General features: G+C 62.5%; 18 protein-coding genes and 1 riboswitch. All 18 genes read right to left on the bottom strand.

Features of this window, described 5'->3' with window-relative positions:
• Nucleotides 1–174: 174 nt before the first annotated feature.
• Complete coding sequence (locus WA950_RS21310) at nucleotides 175–2,397, bottom strand: glycosyltransferase (protein WP_424553739.1); 2,223 nt, start codon at nucleotides 2,395–2,397, stop codon at nucleotides 175–177.
• Between the two features lie 8 nt (nucleotides 2,398–2,405).
• On the bottom strand, nucleotides 2,406–3,212 hold the full coding sequence (locus WA950_RS21305; protein WP_424553738.1) for an ABC transporter permease: 807 nt from the start codon (nucleotides 3,210–3,212) through the stop codon (nucleotides 2,406–2,408).
• Nucleotides 3,209–4,309 (bottom strand): hypothetical protein, encoded by a 1,101-nt coding sequence (locus WA950_RS21300; RefSeq protein ID WP_424553737.1) that lies wholly within the window; start codon nucleotides 4,307–4,309, stop codon nucleotides 3,209–3,211. Before WA950_RS21300 ends, WA950_RS21305 begins: the two co-directional genes overlap by 4 nt.
• Nucleotides 4,310–4,330: 21 nt before the next feature.
• Nucleotides 4,331–5,602 (bottom strand): capsule biosynthesis protein, encoded by a 1,272-nt coding sequence (locus tag WA950_RS21295; RefSeq protein ID WP_424553736.1) that lies wholly within the window; start codon nucleotides 5,600–5,602, stop codon nucleotides 4,331–4,333.
• A gap of 55 nt (nucleotides 5,603–5,657) precedes the next feature.
• Nucleotides 5,658–6,311, bottom strand: a complete 654-nt coding sequence (locus WA950_RS21290; protein ID WP_424553735.1) for an ABC transporter ATP-binding protein — start codon at nucleotides 6,309–6,311, stop codon at nucleotides 5,658–5,660.
• 8 nt (nucleotides 6,312–6,319) lie between these two features.
• Nucleotides 6,320–7,582, bottom strand: coding sequence for a capsule biosynthesis protein (locus tag WA950_RS21285; RefSeq protein ID WP_424553734.1), 1,263 nt, complete (start codon nucleotides 7,580–7,582; stop codon nucleotides 6,320–6,322).
• On the bottom strand, nucleotides 7,579–8,640 hold the full coding sequence (locus WA950_RS21280; protein WP_424553733.1) for a hypothetical protein: 1,062 nt from the start codon (nucleotides 8,638–8,640) through the stop codon (nucleotides 7,579–7,581). Before WA950_RS21280 ends, WA950_RS21285 begins: the two co-directional genes overlap by 4 nt.
• Before the next feature lie 51 nt (nucleotides 8,641–8,691).
• Nucleotides 8,692–9,567: a class I SAM-dependent methyltransferase gene (locus WA950_RS21275; protein WP_424553732.1), complete on the bottom strand. Its 876-nt coding sequence runs from the start codon at nucleotides 9,565–9,567 to the stop codon at nucleotides 8,692–8,694.
• A gap of 401 nt (nucleotides 9,568–9,968) precedes the next feature.
• Entirely contained in the window at nucleotides 9,969–11,876 is a 1,908-nt protein-coding gene (locus tag WA950_RS21270; RefSeq protein ID WP_424553731.1) for a methyl-accepting chemotaxis protein, read from the bottom strand.
• A gap of 117 nt (nucleotides 11,877–11,993) precedes the next feature.
• On the bottom strand, nucleotides 11,994–13,010 hold the full coding sequence (locus WA950_RS21265) for an aldose epimerase family protein (protein WP_424553730.1): 1,017 nt from the start codon (nucleotides 13,008–13,010) through the stop codon (nucleotides 11,994–11,996).
• 93 nt (nucleotides 13,011–13,103) lie between these two features.
• Complete coding sequence (locus WA950_RS21260) at nucleotides 13,104–13,556, bottom strand: N-acetyltransferase family protein (RefSeq protein ID WP_424553729.1); 453 nt, start codon at nucleotides 13,554–13,556, stop codon at nucleotides 13,104–13,106.
• 2 nt (nucleotides 13,557–13,558) lie between these two features.
• Nucleotides 13,559–14,482 carry a homoserine O-acetyltransferase MetA gene (metA, locus tag WA950_RS21255; RefSeq protein WP_424553728.1) on the bottom strand — a complete coding sequence of 308 codons (924 nt, stop codon included), beginning with the start codon at nucleotides 14,480–14,482 and terminating at the stop codon, nucleotides 13,559–13,561.
• Nucleotides 14,483–14,542: 60 nt separating this feature from the next.
• Nucleotides 14,543–14,620, bottom strand: a riboswitch (SAM riboswitch).
• A 100-nt stretch (nucleotides 14,621–14,720) separates the two neighbouring features.
• Nucleotides 14,721–14,960 (bottom strand): hypothetical protein, encoded by a 240-nt coding sequence (locus tag WA950_RS21250; protein ID WP_424553727.1) that lies wholly within the window; start codon nucleotides 14,958–14,960, stop codon nucleotides 14,721–14,723.
• Between the two features lie 105 nt (nucleotides 14,961–15,065).
• Nucleotides 15,066–16,889 carry an ABC-F family ATP-binding cassette domain-containing protein gene (locus WA950_RS21245; protein ID WP_424553726.1) on the bottom strand — a complete coding sequence of 608 codons (1,824 nt, stop codon included), beginning with the start codon at nucleotides 16,887–16,889 and terminating at the stop codon, nucleotides 15,066–15,068.
• 3 nt (nucleotides 16,890–16,892) lie between these two features.
• The gene (locus tag WA950_RS21240) at nucleotides 16,893–17,552 is read right to left on the bottom strand and encodes a thiamine diphosphokinase (protein ID WP_424553754.1); all 660 of its coding nucleotides are present in this window, start codon (nucleotides 17,550–17,552) and stop codon (nucleotides 16,893–16,895) included.
• Nucleotides 17,553–17,731: 179 nt separating this feature from the next.
• Nucleotides 17,732–19,168, bottom strand: coding sequence for a M48 family metalloprotease (locus WA950_RS21235; protein ID WP_424553753.1), 1,437 nt, complete (start codon nucleotides 19,166–19,168; stop codon nucleotides 17,732–17,734).
• Between the two features lie 231 nt (nucleotides 19,169–19,399).
• Nucleotides 19,400–20,119 carry a thiamine ABC transporter ATP-binding protein gene (gene thiQ, locus WA950_RS21230; RefSeq protein ID WP_424553725.1) on the bottom strand — a complete coding sequence of 240 codons (720 nt, stop codon included), beginning with the start codon at nucleotides 20,117–20,119 and terminating at the stop codon, nucleotides 19,400–19,402.
• Nucleotides 20,112–21,734 carry a thiamine/thiamine pyrophosphate ABC transporter permease gene (gene thiP, locus WA950_RS21225; protein ID WP_424553752.1) on the bottom strand — a complete coding sequence of 541 codons (1,623 nt, stop codon included), beginning with the start codon at nucleotides 21,732–21,734 and terminating at the stop codon, nucleotides 20,112–20,114. The genes thiQ and thiP overlap by 8 nt, the downstream gene beginning before the upstream one ends.
• Nucleotides 21,735–21,746: the final 12 nt, after the last annotated feature.

Below are 21,746 nucleotides of genomic sequence, written 5' to 3'. Positions count from 1 at the left end.
GAGCACCGCAATTGCGCCAGGGTTTTGTTTTTGCCGCATTATTCAACGCCGAAGCGATGCCGCTTCGACTGGAAATGCTCTGACCGCCTAAGTCGGCCACTTCTCCTTCCCGAAGCTTAAAGGCCCCGGTTTTCCGGGGCTCTTGTGCGAAGCGCGACGAGAATCGGAAATGCTTCAGAGCCGCTTTCCGGCGTCTCGAATCGTCGCACGGCCCCGGCGGGGGCGGGCGAGTTGCGCGGGGATTTCCAGGCTGGGCGTGGAGTGTCCCTTCTCGTAGCCCGGATTGAGCGCGGGATCCTCGAACGTATCCGTGCCATGAAGCCGCCGCAGGTTGTCCTTCTCCTGCTCGAAGCGCCGCTTGCGCTCGCCCACGAGGTCGGAGCCGCGGGAGGCGGACTCATGGTGATAAAGGCAGGCGAACGGCGTCCAGATGATGCGGAAGCCGGTCTTGTGGGCCCTGATGCAGTAGTCGACATCATTGTAGGCGACGGCGAAGTTCTCTTCGTCCCAGGCTCCGACCGCACGGGCGCAGTCGCCGGAGATCAGCATCGCTGCGCCGGTGACGCAGGTCATGGAATTGCGCAGGTGCAGGCGGTTCATCGGCCCGCCATAGCCCGCCGGCTTGTTGAGATACCAGTGCCCGGCAAGGCCGCCAAAGCCGACGATCACGCCGGCATGCTGGATCCGTCCGCCGGGATAGAGCAGCTTTGCGCCGACAATGCCGGTCGCGGCAAATTTCAGGCAGGACACCATTTCCTTCAGCCAGCCGGCATCGATAATCTCGATATCGTTGTTGAGGACGAGGAGGTGCTCGCCTGTCGCCTGCTGCATGCCCTTGTTGATGGCGCGCGCGAAGTTGAACTTTTCTTCCCGGATCACCGCGGAAAAGCCGGCACGGCTGCTTTCGTAATGCCGGTAGAGATCCAGCACCCGGGTATCGCTCGTGCCGTTGTCGATGATGATGACTTCGAGATCGGGGTAGTCGGTTCCCTCATAGAGGCCCTTGAGCACCGTGCTGATGAGGCCGTAGCTGTCCCGGCTGGGGATGATGACGGAAATTTTCGGCCAGCCCGATGGACCGGGATCGGGAAACTCGACGCGATGCAGCGTAGGCGTCAGGGTCGAGCCGACCGTCACGGCCTCGTTCTCGCGTGCAAAGCGGTCGGCAAGCGCGGTGCGTGCCGCGTCAGTCGCCCTGTCAAGGAAGCGGCGCGAATAGGTCTGTCCGGTTCGCCGCCACCAGTAGGCCGGGTAGGGAATGTGCACGACGCGTTGTTCCGGGATGCCATCCAGGTAACGCAGCAGCAGGTCGTAATCCTGCGACCCGTCAAAGCCTTCCCGCAGGTAGCCGATCTCGCGCAACCGTTCATGCCGGTAGACCGAGAAATGGTTGATGTAGTTCACGCCGGTCAGCAGTACCGGGTCGTAGGCGGGCTTCAGCATCAGGGCATTGGGCTTCAACTGATCGTTGACGACCAGTTCGTCCGTATAGAGGAATGCGGCATCGGGGTGGCTGGCTATGGCTCCTGCGATGACCTTCAGCGCATGCGGCGCAACCATGTCGTCGTGGTCGAGCAGCGCGATCCAGGTGCCCGAGGCTTGCGCCAGCCCGGCATTCGTCGCCTTCGCAATGCCACCATTGACGGCATTGCGCACGATCCTGACACGCTTGAGGTGCGGGGAGGACTCGTACCAGCGCAAGGTCTCCGCCGACGTCGAGGCATCGTCGCTGAGGATCAGTTCGGCGCCATCGATCTCCTGCGCCGCGAAAGACGCGGCGAGGTCGTCGAGGTAGCGTTTCGGCGCATTGTAAACCGGCACGACAATACTCAGCCACACGGCGTCCTGTGGCTCTGGCCGTAGCGGCGGCAGGCTCTCGGCAAGCGCGTGCTGCGCCTTGAGGAATTTCAACAGCCCCGCATTTTTACGCTGCAGGCGGATGGATGGCAGGCCGATGCGAAAGCGCGGCAGGCGTCCGATATCCCATAGCGCTGCGCCGGCCATGTCGCCCGCACTGCGTAACTGGATCGCCCGTTGCGCGCTCTCCCTGTCCGCGAAGGATTGAACGGAGAAGGAAAACTCGGCGGGACCGCTGGCTGGATCGAGACGCATCGAGCGGATCAGGCCTGACCGCCCGACATCGGCGACGAGTATGACGCCCTGGCGGGATGGGTGGGAGATCGCATCCTTCTCCCGGTAGCCGCTCCCGCGGTTCACATAGACTTTCGGCTCGATCCCCTCGGAACCGGTCGCCTTGAGGAAGGCAACGACGATGGGCGCACGCTGGAAGCCGAACCGGATATCGAAGAACGGATCGTCTCCGCTGCTGGACCAGAGGTCGCCTTCCATCGACGGCAGGGCGTGCAGGTCGCGGCTTGCAACAATGTTCAGTGTCATGTCGCCTCTTATACTTCCAGCATCTTCATCCGCAGCACCCGCTCGAGAAGAAGACCGAGGCAAAGGCTTATCGCGCCATAGCTGATGAGATACGTCCTATCGAGCCATTTGTCGCTGTAGCCGGGGTAATAGGCAAGGCGCATCCATTCGACCGCGTGGAAAACCGGGTTCCAGGAAAGGAGATAGGCGACCTGTTCAGGAAGCGAACCGGTGTCGAACAGGGTTCCCGACGCAATGTATACGACGATCATCATCAGCGCAAAGACCGTAGCGAAGAACGGTGCGAACATGACGGCCACACCGGCAAGGAACCCGGAGCCTATCGCCAGGAGGAGGGCCGCCAGATAGGCATAGACGGCCTCGAACGGATCCGTCGGAAAAGGGTTGTCTCCGAGCGCCAGAAGGATGACGAACATGAAAAACAGCGTAAGCGCCGCCGCGATGATTTCCAGGAATGCCCGCGCCATCATGATGTCGATGACCGTCACCACCGGAAAGGCGAGCATCGACCGGTTCATCAGAAGCGATAGCGACATGAAGCGCGCGACATACGTGAAGGCCAGCGTCGGGATCAGTCCGGTCGCGAAGAAGACGTTCAGGCTTTCACCATAAGGCGCCTTGCGACCAATGACGGTATAGATAGCAAGCAGGATGATCATGTGCGCCAGCGGCCAGAGCGACACCAGCAGGAAGCCGAGGCCATGATTGAAGAACCGGCTCCTCATGTCCCTCAGGGCCACGGCGGTCATGACGTGCTTTTTCTCGATGAGGGCTTCGAGGATCGTCGCGCGCGGGGCAGTCTTGCTGGCTGTCATGTCGGCATCTTCTCGGAATGGTTGCCCGGATATATCGGAAAGGACGTTGGCGTATCGGCGAGGATCGCGCTGACTGCACGCAGGGTGGCCTGCCTCGTGCGCTGGCGCGTTTCGCTATCCCGGGCAAGCCGGCAAATGGCCTCGACCCACGAGGAGACATCGTTGCCGACAAGAATCTCTTCTGCATCGGCGAAGCGTTCATAGACGGAGCAACGGGAAAAGATCACGGCCGCTCCCATTCTGACCGCGTCGAAACGTTTGGTGCCGGACCGGACATCGTTCATCCTGCTTTGCAGCAGCGGAACAAGCATGATGTCAGTTCTTCGCCGGGCGGTTTCGCGGAGATAGCCTGTCCAGTCCCGCTTGGGATGGAGGGCAAAGCGCTCCGGGGGCAGCCGCGCTTTGGACCACAATCGCGCAGGACCGCCTTCGGCGATGACCTCGAAATGTATGTCCTGGCAGCGAGCCAGAGCCTCCCGGATGACCGGAACGAGAAACGCGTGCTCGGCGTCGTGGCTGCCGGTCGCGTGGAATGCGATGATCAGAGGGTTTTTGTTTCCGTCCGATACGGCAGGCGTGATCGTCGCCTGCGGCGGAAAAGGGGCCAGCGTGGTCACGGAACGTGACCTGCCGCCTGCTTTGAGAGCCGCCGCCAGCGCCGGGGTTGAAGCCCAGACCGCCGTCAGGAGCCGGTTAAGGACGGGAAGCGGTGCAATGCCTATTGCCAACAGATAGGCCTTGTACGGGAGGCTTCCTCCTTTTGCCGTCACGGTCGCGGCTACGTCGTCATCGATGAAAAGGCAGGCGCCAGCCAGTTTCCGGCGGTTCCGGTACAGCCAGAGCAGCTGGCGGGGACGGATATAGCGACAGACGATGACGAAGAGACCGTCGGGATCGAGGTCGTCGAGCCGATCGGTCAGGCCACGTATGTCGCTTGCGAGGGGCGAGCGGGAGAGCCGCTCTTCCAGGTAGTATGTGAAGGTCGGATTATGCCCGTTGGTCAGCACGAGCAGCCGCTTGGCCTGTTGCGATGCTTCCGCCGTCCTGCGCGCCGCAGGCTTCGCCAGCATGGAATAGATCAGATCGCGCAGTTTCAAGGCCGGTATCCTCGCATCGGCTCAGTGCGACAGGCGGCTGCGCACGAGATAAAGCAGGCTCATGAGGGTTCCCCATGACAACAGGCTTATGAGCAGGACTACGCCGATCCACAGCGCACGCCGGGGATAGAGCGCTTCATCCGGAATGCGCGGCGTGAGGAAACTGTCTAGGTAGAGCAATTGCTGGCGGCTGATGAAGCGAACCTGCTCCGCAGTCCGGACGCTGGAGGAGAACTGTTGTTCCGCAAGGCTCTGGGCGAGCTCCAGCTGTGACAAGTCCAACGATACATCCGCGAGGTTTCGCTTCTTGCCGGTGCCCGCAAGCTGCCCTTTAAGCTCGGCGATCTGTTGCTCCTTGCTTTGGATTTCACGCTGCAGAACCCGCATCTGCGGTGAATCGGGCGAGACGATCGAGACCTGCGAATCGTATTGCTGCTGTAGTTTCAGCCTTTCCGTCTCTATCGTGACGATCAGCGTGGAGATGATCTCGGAACTTCCGTCCACACTGAGCACGCCTTCGCGATTGCGCGCTTCCGCGACCGTTTTCCGTGCGTTGCCGAGCTGCAGTTTCGCGTTTTCAAGATTGGCTTCCGCCGTCGCGATCACGTCCTTCCATATACGGTCGTTGACCTGGTTGACGACGACCTCTGACGCCTTGACGATTTCCTCGACAAGACTTGCCGCATCTTCCGGCGAGAAGGCCCGCACGCTGACTGCCACGATGCCGCTGGAGGGACTGACCGTGGTCGTCACCATGGAATCCCAGTATTCTCGCAGTTCCTCCGAAGTGGCGTCATCGGGCAGGCGCGACCAGTAGTCGATCGCGTCATTGCCGAAAATCCGCTTCAAGTCGATGCTGCGATCACGCAGGATGTCGAGTATCTCGCGGCTCTTGATGAAGTTCAGGACGATCTGCGTGTCCTGGGCGATCTTGGCCGCCGGCATGCCCGTCACCTTGGCGAGCTGATCCTTGCCAAGCGCCGGCGTTGAAGAGCGGACCGTGAAACGAGTTTCGGACTCGTACTGGTCTGAAGCGAAATAGCCGTAGTACAGCAGGGAGACCGTGTTCGGCAGAACTAGGCCGAAGAGCGTCACCAACACGACAGCAGCAGTGAAGAGGCGATCTGTCAGACGCGGCCGCAGGCCGACCACTTTGTATAGCTTGCTTCGCGACGACGTCGACAGGCGCAGCTTGCGCGCGCTGGATGCGAGACGCTCGGAAACCTTGCGGCTGGCCTCAAGGCTCACCAGAGAGCCGCCGCCGTCCTTCTGCTGCTGTGTCAAGGTTTCCATCCACGATTCACGGCGACCGGCTGACGGGTCCCTGTGCCGATACTGAACTTCTCTGTCATCGATTCAGACGATAGTAGGCCTCGATAGCCTGTTCTACGTCCTCATAATATATCATCCGGCCGTCCACGAGCAAAAACGCCTTGTCACAGTAATCCTTGATCGTGCCCATGCCGTGAGAAATCATGATGATATCTGCGTTCTTACGTCTGCTATTGAAGGCGTCCTTGCATCGCTGCTGGAAACGGGCGTCACCGACGGCTGTCACCTCGTCGACGAGATAACACTCGAATTCGATCGCCATCGACAGGCCGAAGGCCAGCCGGGCGGCCATCCCCGAGGAATAGGTGCGCACGGGGGCGTTGATATAGTCGCCTAGTTCGGCGAATTCCTCGACGAAGCGGGAGACGCGCCTGACATCCTCGCCATAGGCCCTGGCAACGAAATTCAGATTTTCCTTGCCTGTCATCAACGAGTTGAACCCACCGGAAAAGCCGAGTGGCCAGGAGAGCCGGACACTCTTGGACACGCGGCCCGAATTCGGCAGGATCGTTCCTGCGATCATGCGCATGGTGGTCGACTTGCCGGCGCCGTTGACCCCCAGGATGCCGTAGGAACAGCCACGCTCGAGCTCGAAGCTCACCCTGTCGAGAATGATCTTCTTGTGGCTCTGTGTCTTGAAGTGCTTCGAGACATTGTGGAAGCGGATCATGCGGCCACCTAAAGCCGGTGGTCTTCGACCGATGCCCAGACGAGCGTCAGCGTAGACCAGACCACGAGGAAACCGAGGAAGATGAAAATCGGAGAAAGCAGGCGCCGCGGATAGAGCGCCTCCTCGGGCAGCGCCGGATGGACGAAGATCGTCAGATAGAGGGCCTTGCGCATCGCTGCCGCGAGGGCCTGATCGTAGTTACGCCGTGCGCCCTCGTAGAGCTTCTCCGCAACCAGGCGATCCGTCTCCACTGCCGAGAAATCGGTAATCACCTTTGCAAGCGAGGCATCGGTGCTACCGGTGAGTTGCCCCCCGATATCGTCGATCTGCTGAGCGAGGCTTTTCTGGGCCAGGACGAGCTGGCGGTATCGCGGGGAATCCGTCTTCTTCGCCTCGCGGATCACCGACAACTGGCTTTCCAGCTCGAGCTTGCTGGCCAGTAGCCCGGTCAGCAGGAGGCCTTTTTGCCGTGCTTGCTCGGTTGGACTGAGCAGGCCGGAGTCCTGCTGGAATTTTTTAAGCTCACCGAGCGCCTCCTGGTAGACTTGCTCCGTTCGCTCGACTTCCTTGCGGAAGCTCGACATCATGTCTTCCCTGGCGCGGACCGTCAGTTCGTTTACCAGTTTCTCGCTCTCGTCCAGAATCGCTTTGGCGAGATTGACCGAATCCTCCGGCGTAAAGGTCTGTACCTTCAGTGTGACGATTCCGGATGGTCCGTCGATATAGACCGAAACGTGTTTGACCCAGTATTTCAGGAACACTTCCGCGGAGTCGCTCGGATCGAAGCGGGCCAGAAAATCGGCTTCCGGATGCTGGAAAATCGCACGATAGTCGATCTTGCCGTCCAGCCGCTTCAGCATTTCCGACGAGTGGATGAAGCTCGCCACGACGTAGGCGTCCTGGGGGGTGGACTTCATGTTCATGATGCCCGCGTCGAGCTTTTCCTCCGACCCGTCGTCGGCCATGGAGCGCACGGCAAAACGCGCCTCGGCGGTGTACTGGTCGGAGGCGATGAATGCGAAATAGACGAGGGCGGCCAGGAACGGGACCATGACCATCAGCAGGAAGGAGAGGAACATCCAGGGTGTCCGCCCGCCCGCTTTCGCGACAGGTTCGACATCGGACTCGTGTTCGATCTCCGGTTCGCTCTTCCGGAGAAGATGGCGCCTGCCGGCATCGTAGAGGCGGAGCAAGCCGGACCGACGGGTATCGGCTTCGATTTCGACATACATGTTCTGCGTGTCGCTCGGCTTGTCGATGGTGTTGGTCATCGTTGCGGCTTACCGGTGCGCTGTGCGCTCGGTACCATGGCCTGGCGCACGTAGTGATCGAGGATCAGGTCTTCTTCCAGCATTGATTCCGCAACCGGCATCTGACGTAAGCGCATGGCGAGCTCCTCAAGAAGCGAGTATCTTGGAATAACGGGAATATTCATGGGCGGCAATGACAGCAATTCCCCGATGGCCTGTTGGAAATGCGCATGGTCACCCTCATGGCCAACAACCTTGAAACGCGACAAGGTACCGATCGCCGCCGCAATGTCCCGCCGCGTTACCCGCTGTTCGGGGTAGGTGCAGACCAGTTGGCGTGTGATGGGTGATATCAATACGCTTCTTGCCTTGTCCGATGCCTTTTTAAGCGCACGGTTGACAGCCTTGTCATCATCGAGATTGACCTCGGCGAAATGTTCGCTCGCAGGGGTCAGGATAAGCCGATCCCGGTCGCCCAGAAACGTCACCGGTCCTTTGGCGAGGCGCTTGAGAATGAAGAGCCGGCAGGCCATCTCGTAATATGGATCAGGCACGTCTGCGATGGCCTGGAAGCCGTTGTCCAGGAACTCCTCGTAGTTGCGCAGCAGGAGCCGGCCGCTGATATAGATCGATTTGTGGGCATGGAGATGGAACGCCTGCATCGTCGTCTCATGTCCAAAGCGCTCGACGGCTGAAATCGCGTACTGGAAATTCCCGCCGCAGTAGGCGTCGAATTTCGCCATTGGCACGATGTTCAGCTCCAGGCGCAGGAGCTTCAGTTCTACTGGCTCATCCACCGGTGGCCGACGATAGATGAGCAGGCCCGTCCTGGCATCCTGGATTGCCAGCCGGCGCTGGGATGCCAGATCCGGCATCCGGCTTTCATCGATGCGGAAACCCACAATGCCCGTCGCATGGCGTCCGGACTGCACGACGGCCGGACGCGGTTGGTCGCAGGGAAATGAAACAACCGTGCCATCGTCGCGGGTGACGAGGATGCTGGACTGATCGGAGAAACCGTCGGGGATCAGATACCCCTCGATGATGCCCTTGCGATCAAATTCGACGTTAAACAGCAACCGACCGATTCCACTAGAAGGCTCTTCGTAGATAGAAGAGCCAGTTTTCAATCACTTCCTGGCGAAAACGGAGATGCAGGGCCCGCCCGCATGGTCGTTGTCCAGTGCTTGAACGTGAATCTCGTTATAGCCAAGCCGTTTGAGAAGAGACAGGATTTCATCTTTCTCAAGCCAGAAATGGCGGTCTTTCATGCCGCCGCAGAACGCAGCGTTCTGGTCCGCATGCTGATAGCTGCGCTCATGGTAGTGGATGTCCATTCCCGCGACGGAGCGCACCTCGACCTTGCCGTTGAAAGGATAGCGGCGCACATCGGAAGGCGGCATGGCCGCTTCATCGTAAAAATGCGTCCAGAGGAACAGTGCCTTTGCCCGGGTGGAAAGCAGGCGGAGGAATTCTGCCGGATCGGGCATGTGATAGAGGACGCCGGATGCGAAGGCCAGGTCATACTGCTTGTCGGTTTCCTCCAGCCACTTCTGTATATCTCCGAGATAGAAGCAGGCCTTGTCGATCTTCAATATTTCCTTGGTGACGAGGCAGCGCAGAAAGCAGGATTGGTTGGCCTCGATCGCATCGATATTGGCGGGGCCGCGCTGATTGAGGATGTGGGTGTGCATTCCCTCCAGCGGGCCGATCTCCAGGATCTGTCGATCTTCTATCGAGCCGTAGGCATCCAGGGCCGCCGTAATGCGCGTGTCGTGGAAAAGCGGGATCGTGCCTGCCTTCAACCCGAGATGGTGTGGGAACATGGAGCTCCAGCCCTCCAGCGCGTCGATCGCATTTTGATGCGTTGGAAGCCGCATTTCATACTGCGCGAAAGTGTCCGTATTTTTTTGCTTCGGACGCGGAGAAAAGATCGAAAAAAGCCTTTTTATTACGGATGAAATTGCAATTTGAGCGCCCTTGGTTCCCTTCGAATCAGCTTTCATGTCCGCTTTATCCGTTCACGATTTCAGACAGTACTTTGGATTGGTGAATTATCACCGTTTTAAGGTGAATGGAATTTCACGGTTCTTGATTTCGTGGAAATTTTACCGATCCGGCATAAGACTTGCACTACGGCTGCCAAGCAAGTGTATTTTGAAATGTCGCCAGCGCTGGTTTGCCCTTCAGCGGGTTTTATAAGAAGTCGTTCCCGAAGCAACAGGAAATTTACAGCAAACTTGCTGCTGGAAAATAGTATTCAAGTCAATTTGTTAATGGGTGGTTCGAAGTCGACTGCCGATCGGCAAGGTGAGTCGGCTGAGCCATTTCATACTTGTGCTGGCAGAATCGATGACGCGGTCGAAGCGCAACCGGCGGTGGCCTGGTTGCGCTTCGGCAAGGCGGATTATGCCGCCTGGCGCTGCTGGAGCGCGTAGTCGCGGCCCTCGCCGATATGGAACTGAGAGAGTGCGGTCTGAAGCTGGGTGGCTTCGCTGGCGAGGACCTGGCTTGCCGCGGTGGTTTCCTCCACCATCGCGGCGTTCTGCTGGGTCATCTGGTCCATCTGGTTGACGGCCGTGTTGATCTCGCCGAGTGCGGCGGATTGTTCCTGGGCGGCGCGGGCGATGGAGACGACGTGGTCGTTGACACGGTTCACGAGGTCCTTGATTTCCGAGAGCACCTCGCCGGTCGAAAGCACCAGCGACACGCCGCCCTTCACTTCGCCGGCGGACGCGTTGATCAGCATCTTGATTTCCTTGGCGGCATTGGCCGAGCGCTGGGCGAGTTCGCGCACTTCCTGCGCCACGACCGCAAAGCCTCGGCCGGCTTCGCCCGCTCGCGCTGCCTCCACGCCGGCATTGAGCGCCAGCAGGTTTGTCTGGAAGGCGATCTCGTCGATCACCGAGATAATCTGGCTGATCTTCTGCGAGGATTGCTCGATGCGGCCCATGGCGCTGATGGCGTTCTGGACGATGTCGCCCGACTTGTCGGCGCTGTCCTTCGCCTCGCGCACGATTTCGGAAGCCTCGATGGCGCGGGTCGTGGAGGCCTTGACCGTGGTGGTGATCTCCTCCAGCGCAGCCGCCGTCTCTTCCAGCGAGGCTGCCTGCTGCTCGGTGCGATGGGCGAGCTGGTCGGCGGCGGCGGAAAGCTCGCGCGAATTGCCGGTGATGGTGCCGGCGGTGGAAAGAATGCCGGTCATCGTGCTGCGCAGCGTCAGCATCGCGCCATTGACGTTCGCCTGAAGTTCGGCGAAATCGCCCTGGAAGTGGCCGGCCATTTCCTGCGTGAGGTCGGCATGGGAGAGCGAGGCGATCACGCGGCGCACTTCGCTGACACCCCGGTCGACATTCTCGACCAGCTCGTTGACGCCGCTGGCGAAGCGGCGAAGGTCGTCGTCCTCATAGGCCTTGGTGATGCGGCGGGAGAAATCGCCCGCGGCTGCGGCGGCGACGATGGTGCTGATGTTCGACTGCAGGTCCTTGCTCTGCGCATGAAGGGCGGCTTCCTGCGCTTCCATTTCCCGCATCTGCATCTCGTTGGCGCGGAAGACGTCGAGCGTGCGTGCCATCGCGCCGATCTCGTCCATGCGCTCGGTGCAGGGAATCGTGTCGTCGAGCTTGCCGCTCGCAAGGTTCGACATCACGCCGGTGAGAAGCTGGATCGGACGCACGATGCCGTTGCGGGCGAAGAGCATGGCGAGCAGCATGCCCGCGACGATGCAGACGAAGGCAGTGGCAAGCAGCAGAACCTGCGTCGTCGTCGAGCGGGAGATCGCGACAGCGCGCGATCCTGCAAGCGTCTCGGCGGAATGGGTTGAATATTCCTTGATCGCGACCGTAACGGCCTTCTGGCCCTCCAGCGCCTTGTCGAGCGCGGCGCGGATCGCGGCCTGATCCTGCCCTTTGCTGGAACCGGCGATGGCGACCATGGCGCGGATATCCTCGACATAGGGCATCAGCGCCGCCCGGATCGTTTCGAGCTGCTTCAGTTCGGTCGCATCCGCCGTCGAGGCGATTTTCGGCAGGCGGTCCAGCATCTCCTTCGCACGCCTTTCCGTCTCGGCGGCAAAATCGGCGGCCTTTTCCGGCGCCATGGCGAGCTGGTAGGTCATGCGGCTGATCGCGATGACGTCGAGGCGCAGGTCCATCGCCTCGCGCGCCACTTCCTCGCGCGCGCCGGTATCCTGGAGGGCCGCGCCGAGCGAGGTCAGGCCCCGGCTGCCGACGGCGGCGATGGTGCCGGCGGCAATGCCCATCAGCAGGACGAGCAGGCCGACTTTGCGGGAAATGGAGAGATCCGAGATTTTCATGGCAGGGTCCCTGGAGGGAGGCCGGTGCCATCCTGGCGCGTCAATCCCACACAACCCGGCAACATTCCGGATCAATGGGCAATTTGTCAGCTACAAAAGTTTCGATTTTATTGAGTTTCAACCCCTGCGAAAGATGTAGTCGGTTTCCTGCCGCATGGTTGTGCCCGGCCTCAGGATCGGGCTTGGGAAATTGTCGTGGTTGACGGCATCCGGCCAGACCTGCGTCTCCAGGCAGAGGCCCGCAAACGGGCCGTAGCGGCGACCACCGAGCCCGGCGACGTTCGGCTTCACATAGGCGCCGGTATAGAGCTGGACGCCCGGCTCGGTGGTCAGTACCTCCAGCGAGACACCGGAAAGGGGGCTGCGCACCTCGCCCACCAGCCGTTTTTCCTGCCGTTCCGACGAAAGGCAGAAATTGTGATCGAGGGCGACGCCTTCCGGTTCCGTCTGCCGGCGAAGCGGCGTCCAGTCGACAAGATCAAAGGGGGTGCCGGCAACCGGCCTGACCTCGCCGGTCGGAATGAGGTTTTCGTCGACCGGTAGATAGTGATCGGCCTTCAGGCGGATTTCGTGGCCGAGCGTGTCGGCGCTGCCGTCGAGATTGAAGTAGCTGTGCTGGCAGAGGTTGACGGGGGTCGGCGCGTCCGTGACCGCCTCGTAGATGACGGAGAGCACGCCGTCTCCGGGAAGCCGGTAGGTGCAGGTGATGGCGCAATTGCCGGGATAGCCGGCACGGCCGGCCGGGTCGGTCAGCGTCATCGTGACGAAGTCGACGCCTTGGGCTGTAACGCGCCAGTTCTGCTGGCTGATGCCGTCGCTGCCGCCGTGCAGATGCGTGATGCCGCGCTCGTTGCATTCAAGCTGATAGTCGGTGCCGTCGATGGAGAACCGGCCGCCGCCGATGCGATTGGCGCAGCGCCCCGGTGTGGCGCCGAAATAGGGGGAGTGCCCGAGATAAGACGAAAGGTCCTCGAAACCGAGCACGAGCGGCGCATCATGACCGTCGAGCCACAGGTCCTGGATGACCGTGCCCCAGGTCAGGACATGGGCGGTCAGCCCGCCGCCGGCAATAACAATGCGCTCGACCGCTTCGCCCGAGGGCAGGTGGCCGAATATCTCGTTTCCTGCACCCACGCCCGCGTCTCCTTCGCCATATTCCTGGGGCGGCAACCTGCGGCGATTCCCCTTTTCTCGCAACTAAAAAATCATACTTTTCAGAAGCCTGCGTCAGAAATTCTTCTGGTAGATGATGAAGGGCGTCTTGTCGGCGATGCGGTCGTAGAGCCGGCGGGCGGTGTTGTTGAAGTCCTGTGTCATCCAGTAGACCTCCGGCGAGCCGGCCTCCTTCGCCTTGGCATAGACGCCCTCGATCAGCGCCCGGCCGATGCCGGAGCCGCGCACCTGCGGATCGGCAAAGAGGTCCTGCAGATAGCAGACACTGTTGATGGTCCAGCAGGAGCGGTGGAAGAGATAGTGCGCAAGGCCGACAGGCTTGCCGTCGAGCGTGGCGAGCAAGCCGCGATATTCGCCGTCGGCCGCCTCGCCGGTCAGCCGGGCGAAGGTGGTCGCAAAGATCTCCTCCGGCAGGACCGTCTCGTAGAAGGCGAGATAGGCGGTCCAGAGGCGCCGCCACTCGCCTTCATCATCTTTGTGCAAGGGGCGAATGACGACACGGCTCATGGTCAGGCTCCGGTTCCTATGTTTTCAAGGTCATAAGGTGTGGTCTGGTAGATTTCGTTGATCCAGTTGCCGAAGAGCAGGTGCGCATGGCCGCGCCAGCGGTTCTGCGGTGGAAGCGAGGGATCGTTGTGCGGGAAATAGTTCTTCGGCATCTTGATCGGCACGCCCGCCGAGGTGTCGCGGAAATATTCATCGGCCAGCGACGTGGAATCGTATTCTACATGGTTGAAGATATAGAGCCGGCTCCTGGACTTGTCCTCCACCAGGCAGACCCCGGTTTCATCCGATTCCAGCAGGATATCGAGGTCCGGAACGGCGCGGATGTCGTCCGTGCGCACTTCCGTCCAGCGTGAGACGGGAACCTCGAAATTATCGGAAAAGCCGTTGAGGAAGATGGAGGACGGCTTGCGGTTGTGATGGCGGTAGACGCCGAACGCCTTTTCTTCCAGCGTGTGCTTCGGCACGCCGTGGAAGTGGTAGATCGCCGCCATGGCGCCCCAGCAGACATTCAGCGTCGAATGGACGTTGGTTTCCGTCCAGTCGAGGATCTGCTTCATCTCGTCCCAATAGGTGACCTCCTCATAGTCGAGGGTCTCCACCGGTGCCCCGGTGATGATGAAACCGTCGAACTTGCGGTGCCGCACCTCTTCCCATGTGTCGTAGAAGGCGAGAAGATGCTCCTCCGAGGTGTTCTTGGCGCGGTGGCCGCCGACGCGCACCAGCGACAGCTCGACCTGCAGCGGCGAGGCGCCGACGAGGCGCGCTATCTGCACTTCCGTCTTGATCTTGTTCGGCATGAGGTTGAGCAGCCCGATCTGCAACGGGCGGATATCCTGCCGGATCGCCACCGTTTCGGTCATCACCCGCACGCCCTCTTGAACGAGGGTTTCGAAGGCGGGGAGCGTATCGGGAATCTTGATGGGCATGTCTCAACTCGATCCAAAACAAAAACCGGCCGCAACGATGTCGCAACCGGTCCACGTAAGGGTCTTCCTCGCGCGGCCCTTTAGCGACTTGTTTAACGTGGCTGCAAGCCGGCCGGCCAAATCACCACGAGTGATTTAAATAGCGCTCCTGCGTGCGCGAATCAATCCACCCCGAAAGTCTACAAGGCCGGGATGCGGCGAGCATCCCGGCCTTGTAGATATTCCTGAACAGTGCTGCTCAGTAGTAGCTGTTGTAATACTGCTTGTGGCCGCCCCAATGACCGCCATAGTGGTGGCCGCCATAGTGCTTCTTCCAGCGCTTGACGTAGCGGTACGGCTTGTAGCCGTGATGCTTGTGACCATAGCTCTTGTAGCCATGGTTCTTGTGGCCGTAGCCGTAGTAACCGGCCTGCGAGGGAGCGGCGAAAGAAACGGCGGCGACGACGGCGATAACGGCGGAAATGATGAACTTGCGCATGGGACTCTCCTGATCTCTTCCGGTGACAGGATGAGTTCTCTCATCCAGTGACCGGACTGTCCCATGTCGGCCGGGCAGGCGCTGTTCCGGGAGAAACAGGGCTGGTCAGCCCTCCAGCTCCTCCCGCAGCATTTCCAGCTCCAGCCATTCCTCTTCCATCGTCACGAGGGAGGCGCGCAGCTTCTCCATCTCGGCGGCAAGCTTGTTGAAGGTCGCGGGGTCCCTGGTGAAGAGCGCCGGATCGGCCATCTTCGCCTCGCGGGCGGCGATCTCCTTTTCCGCCTTCTCCATTTCCTTCGGCAGGTTTTCGAGCGCGAATTTCTGCTTGTAGGAGAGTTTCCCCTTACCCTTGTTTTCCGCGGCCGGCGTCGCGCTTTCGGCCGCCTTTGCCTTCTCGGCCTTCTCAGTCCGACGCTTTTCCTCGATCGCACCGCGGCGCTGCGCCATCATGTCGGAATAGCCGCCGGCATATTCTATCCAGCGGCCGTCCGGGTTTTCCGGATCGGCGGGCGCGATGGTCGAGGTGACGGTGCGGTCGAGGAAATCGCGGTCGTGGCTGACGAGCAGCACGGTGCCGGTAAAGCCCGCCACGATTTCCTGAAGCAGGTCGAGCGTCTCGATGTCGAGGTCGTTGGTCGGCTCATCGAGGATGAGCAGGTTCGTCGGGCGCGACAGGATGCGCGCCAGCATCAGCCGCGCGCGTTCGCCGCCGGAAAGGTTGCGGATCGGCGTGCGGGATTGCTCCGGCTGGAACAGGAATTCCTTCATGTAGCCGGTGACATGGCGCTGCTCGCCGTTGACGAGAAGCGTGTCGCCGCGCCCGTCCGTCAGGTAGTGGGCGAGGGTATCTTCGAGGTTCAGGTCTTCGCGGCGCTGGTCGAGCGTGGCGATTTCGAGGTTGGTGCCGAGCTTCACCGTACCGCTGTCGGGCTCGAGCTGGCCGGTCAGCATCTTCAGAAGCGTCGTCTTGCCCGCGCCGTTCGGGCCGACGAGGCCGATACAGTCGCCGCGATGCACGCGGATCGAGAAGGGCGCGACAATGGTGCGCTCGCCGTAGGTCTTGGCGATCTTGTCCGCCTCGATGACCAGCTTGCCGGATTCCTGCGCGTCGGAGGCGCTGGCCTGCACGCTGCCCTGCGGTCCCTTGTGGCCGCGATAGCGCGAGCGCATGTCGTGCAATTCGCCAAGACGGCGCATGTTGCGCTTGCGGCGGGCCGTCACGCCATAGCGCAACCAGTGTTCCTCACGCTCGATGGCCTTGCCGAGCTTGTGCTGCTCCAGTTCCTCGGCCTCCAGCACCTCGTCGCGCCACGCCTCGAAATGGCCGAAACCACGGTTGAGGCGACGCGACTGGCCGCGGTCGAGCCAGACGGTGGCGTTGGAGACCTTTTCGAGGAAACGGCGGTCATGCGAGATGACGACGAGGGCCGAGCGGGTCGATTGCAGCTCGCCTTCCAGCCATTCGATGGTCGGCAGGTCGAGATGGTTGGTCGGCTCGTCGAGCAACAGGATGTCCGGTTCGGGCGCCATGACCCGGGCAAGCGCCGCCCGGCGTGCCTCGCCGCCCGAAAGCGACTTCGGGTCCTCGGCGCCGGTAAGGCCGAGATGTTCGAGCAGGTAGGTCACGCGGTACGGATCGTCGCTCGGGCCGAGACCGGCCTCCGCATAGGCCGCGACCGTGTCGTAGCCGTCGAAATCCGGTGCCTGATGCAGGTAGCGGATGGTCACGGAAGGGTGGCGGAAGACCTCGCCGGACTGGGCCTCGGCGAGGCCGGCGGCGATCTTCATCAGCGTCGACTTGCCCGAACCGTTGCGGCCGACGAGGCAGATGCGGTCGCCGGGCTCGACCTGCAGGCTCGCGCCGGCAAGCAGCGGCGTGCCGCCGAAGCTCAGGAAGATATCGACGAGTTTGAGAATAGGCGGTGCCAAGGGTCAGGCTCCTGAAAGGTCATAGGGCCGGGCGATGAGGATCGCGCGGCCGGAGGCGAGCGAAAGGCGGATCGGGCCCTCCGCGACATTGGAAATGGTTCGCGGCGAGCCGAAGGGCAACGAGAAATCGTTCAGCGGGTAGCGCACGTTGCCGATGAAGAGGCCGGAAAGCGGCGACAGGCCGAGGATGGAAAACAGGCTGCCCTTCGGCAGGTCGATCTCGCGGCTGCCCGGAAGGAGCGGCCAGGCCTCTTCCTCGCCGGAGGTGAGCTTGATCGCAAGACCGCCTTCTTCCAGCGAGACGGCATGGAGAAGATGCATCAGTGCATGGTCGCTGCGCTCGCCGCCGAGCGCGCCGGCCAGCACGATCTTCCGGGCGCCGCGCTCGATGGCCACGGAGACGGCGATGGCGCCGTCCGTCTCGTTCTTTGCGGCAGGGTAGGGCTGGCGTTCCACGCCCGCCCAGGCCTCAAGCAGCGCCGGTGGCGTGGAATCGAAATCGCCGACCCAGATTTCCGGCGTGACGCCGAGGGTTGATGCATGGCGCATGCCGCCATCCGCCGCCACGACGCGCGCACCGGCAATGTCCGCCGCAAGACGCGGTGTCAGTGCGAGTGCGCCTCCGAGGAGGACGACGAATTCTTCATCTGTCGGTGCGGGCATGGTCATGGCTGATGCCCTTAGCGCATGTTTCCGGGAAAGGGAAAGTTTTTGGCGGCCGGGGTGCGGCGGGCGGCCCTATAAGGCGGTTTTCGCGCGCGGGTTTCAGGCAGCATCGCGGGATGGGCTGCCGGAACTGGTGGACCCTCGGGTCTGCCCCGAGTTTCCACCGTTTGCCGCTGTCACTCGGCGATGATCTTGAACTTTTCGCCCGCGCGGACCGTGCTGGTCGCGGTCATGGCGTTGATCAGGCGGAAGAGGTCCAGCTTGCGGTCGGTGCCCATCATGCGGCCGGCGAGCGAGGCGAGCGTATCGCCGGCGCGCGCCGTGATGACGCGCACGCGCAGCGGCTTCAACGAGGCGACTTCCGCCGGCGTCAGCTTGCGGAACGAGCCCTTGAGGGTCGCCGCCGTCGGCTCCAGCGCCTTCGAGCCCGCGGGCACCGCCGTCAGGAAGCGATAGATCTGGTTGTCGATGCGCACGACCGTGACGTCGAATTCCCAGCGGTCGGCAGCGGCCCTGGCGGTTGCCGCCGGCAGACCGTTGATCGTGACCGCACGGATCGTGTCGGGCCGCAGGCCCGTGACCCAGCCGCTCGAAATGTAGTTGACCAGATCCTGCCCGCGGCTGTCGGCCACGCCGTCGAAGCGGATCGCCACATCGCCGGGCCCGGTCGCGAGAACCGCCTCGGCCTTGTTGTCGATCTGGAAGCCGGCCGGCACGTCGAAGCGGATGCCGAGCTTGCCGTGCAGGAAGGTCTGGCCGCGCACATAGCCTTCCTCCGGCGCATCGCCGTAGAGCAGGCCGTCGATGCCGGCGAGATAGTAGTCGCGGCCGCGATCGCCGATCGTGCCTTCCGCGCCGAAGGCGCGGGCGTGCAGGCGCGCAAGCTCCACGCGCTGCGGCGCGTTCGGATGGCTCGACAGGAAATCGAGGCTCTGGTCGGAATCGGGATCGACCGCGGTGAAGCGGGCATAGGCCGCCATGGAATCGAGGAAGCGTGCGGCGGCGTAAGGATCGTAGCCCGCCTCGCCCAGCATGCGCACACCGATGACGTCGGCCTGGAGTTCCTGGTTGCGCGAGAAGGCGGCAAGGCGCAGCTTGCCGCGGGCCAGCGCCTGCTTGCCGGCAATGTTGCTGGAAAGCACCTCGGCCACCACGCGGCTCGCGATGACTTCCGCCTCTTCCTTCTTCTGCCGCTCGATGCCGTGGTTGGCGGTGACATGCGCCATTTCGTGCGACAGGACGGCGGCCACTTCCGAGGCGTCGTTGGCAAGCGCCAGCAGGCCGCGCGTGACATAGAGATAGCCGCCCGGCAGCGCGAAGGCGTTGATCGCCGGCGAATTGAGAATGGTGATGCGGTAGGACTGGTTCGGATTTTCCGACACCGCCGTCAGCGCGCCGGTGATGCGCGCGACGAGCCGCTCGGTCTTGGCGTCCTTGTATTCGCCGCCGTAGCTCGCGACGATGCGCGGATGCTCGCGGGCGCCCATCTGGGCGCGCGGGTCGTTCTTCTGAACCTCGTCGACGATCTGCGGATTGGACGAGGGCGAGATCGTCGGCTCATAGGTCTGCTCGATGAGCGACTGGCAGCCGGAAAGCAGCATGCCGGCAAGCATCAGGGCCGCGACGGGCCTAAACACCCCGCGTCCGGATACTGTTGCAGCTGCCTGCGTTGCTTTCGCCATCTCTTTTGCCCATAGCCCTTACCGGCTTCTCGAAGGATGAGATAGACGCGCCACACCCGGCCGGCAACTCCCGATTCGACAAACGGTTCCCATGTGGCTCCGGTGACACAGGGGGGCGTCCAAATTGTGGCGCGCCATCCGGTCAAATTGCTTCGTTTCCGGCTAAAGCGTGGATTGGCCGAGGAATTTTGCAACGGCCGGTGGCTCCCGGCGCGCAAGGAAACCCTGAACAGTCTCGTCGACCACGATCGCGCCAGCGTCGAGGAACAGGACCCGTTCGGCAAGCCGGCCGATATCCTCCGGCTGGTGGCTGATGAAGAGGAGCGTACTCTTCGTCTCTGCGTGAAGCTCGAGAAGGAGGCTCGCCATATCTGCGCGCATGGCCGGGTCGAGCGCGGCGAAGGGTTCGTCCAGGAGCAGGATCGGCCGGCGGCGCACCAGCGCGCGGGCCAGCGCGACGCGTTGCCGCTCGCCGCCGGACAGCGAGCCCGGCAGGCGCCGCTCATAGCCGCCGAGGCCGACGCGCGACAGCGCGGCGAAGACGCTCTGGCGGGCGGCGGAATCGAGCCTCAGGGCGGGATCGATGCCGAGGCCAACATTGTCGGCGATGGAGAGGTGGGCGAAGAGATTGTTGTCCTGGAAGACGATGGAGACCGGCCGCTCCGCCGGGTCGTGGCCCGCCATGTCCTGCCCGAGCAGCGTCACGCTGCCGGCTGCCGGCGTCTCGAAACCGGCAATGACGTTGAACAGTGTCGACTTGCCGGCACCCGACGGCCCGGCGACGGCGACGACCGCGCCCGCGGGAATGGCGCAGTCGAAGGCGAGGCGCTTTTGCGCAAAGCGCACGGTAACATCGGCAAGGCGAATGGCGGTATCAGGCATCGGAGCCGGGTCTTTCGGTTGTGCGCTCGGCGGCCGTCGAGGGCAGCGTCAGCAGAAGGCATAGCACGCCGAGGATCAGCGCAATGCCGGCCGCATCGGCCGTGCGATAGCTCGCCATGCGGGAATAGAGCAGCCAGGGCAGCGTGACGAAGCCTTCCGCGCCGAAGATGGCGACCGCGCCGAGATCGCCGAGCGACAGCGCCATGGCGAAGGCGAAGGCGGTGAGGAAGGGTTTCTTCAGCGCAGGCCAGTCGATCCAGGCGAGGCGCTGCCTGCCGGTGACGCCGAGGCTGAGCGCAAGCCGTGCGGTGCGGGACAGATGGGTGCGATAGGCGGGCTCCAGCACGCGCACGACGAAGGGCAGCGCCATCAGCGCATTGAGCACGGTGACGACGGTGGGCGCGAAACGGCCGGCCTCGCCGAAAGTGCGCAGCATGAGGAACCAGCCGGTCGCCACGACGACCGGCGGCACGAGCAGGATCAGCGAGCCGACTGCCGGCAGTATGCGCGCCATCAGCCGAGTTGCGATGCCGGCATCGCCGGTTTCCGCCAGCGGCGGTACCAGCACGATCGGCAGTGCGATGGCGAGGCTGAGGCTTGCCGAGGCAAGGGAAATCACGAGGCTGGTGAGGAGCGCCCGGTGCAGCAGGGGATCGAGCGCCAGCCGGGCGAAATCGGCGGCAAGGCCCGCGGTAAGGGTGGCGGCGAGCGGGGCGGCGGTGAACAGCGTGAAGACGAGGATGACCAGCCCGTCGCCAATGCGGTTCCGGCGACCGTCGAAGCGGCGGATTGCGCGGCCGGCGGTCATGCCCTCTTCCGGCGGGCGGGCGAAAAGCGAGATCAGCCACAGCAGGACTGCCGTCACGGCGATCTGCAGGAAGGCCAGCAGCACGGCGCGGCCGGGATCGAAATCGAAGCGTAGCGCCTGGTAGATGGCGACTTCGATGGTGGTGGCGGCAGGGCCGCCGCCAAGGGTCAGGACGATGGTGAAGCTCGTCACGCAAAGCATGAAGACGAGGCCGGCGATACCCGGCAGCACGCGGCGGATGACCGGCCATTCGATCAGCCGGAACATTGCTCCGCCTCTCATGCCGAGATTGGCTGAGGATAGCCAGTATTCCGGTGGAATACGGTCGAGCGCGGCAAGCAGGAAACGTGCGGCGAGCGGCAAGTTGAAGAAGACGTGGGCGATGAGGATGCCCGCAAGCCCGTAGACGCTGACCGGGCTCTGCAGCCCGGCAAGGCGCAGCAGATCGTTGACGACGCCCTGCCGCCCCCAGATCTCGATGACGCCGAGCGCTGCCACCAGTGCCGGCAGGCCGAGCGGCACGACGGAAAGCCGGATGATCCAGATACGTCCCCAGAAGGTCCGCTGCCGGGCAAGCGCGCGGGCAACGGGAATGGCGAGCACGAGGGAGAGCAGGGTTGAGAGCGCCGCCTGCATCAGCGTGAACCGTGCGACGCGGCCGATATAGGCGTCGAACAGCGGCGCGTCTCCACCGTCGCCCGCATGGGCGAGCAGCACGATGGTCGCCGCGCCGACAAAGGCGAGCACGCCGCCGAGGGCAAGGGCCCCGGCGGTGCGCAGCGTCCGACGCTCGTTGCGGGCGAAGATCACCCTGCCTGT

It is taken from the genome of Shinella sp. (genome assembly GCF_049651085.1).
GTDB lineage: Bacteria > Pseudomonadota > Alphaproteobacteria > Rhizobiales > Rhizobiaceae > Shinella.
Note: the sequence above shows the minus strand (reverse complement) of the source record. Positions and strands in the feature narration are given on the sequence as shown.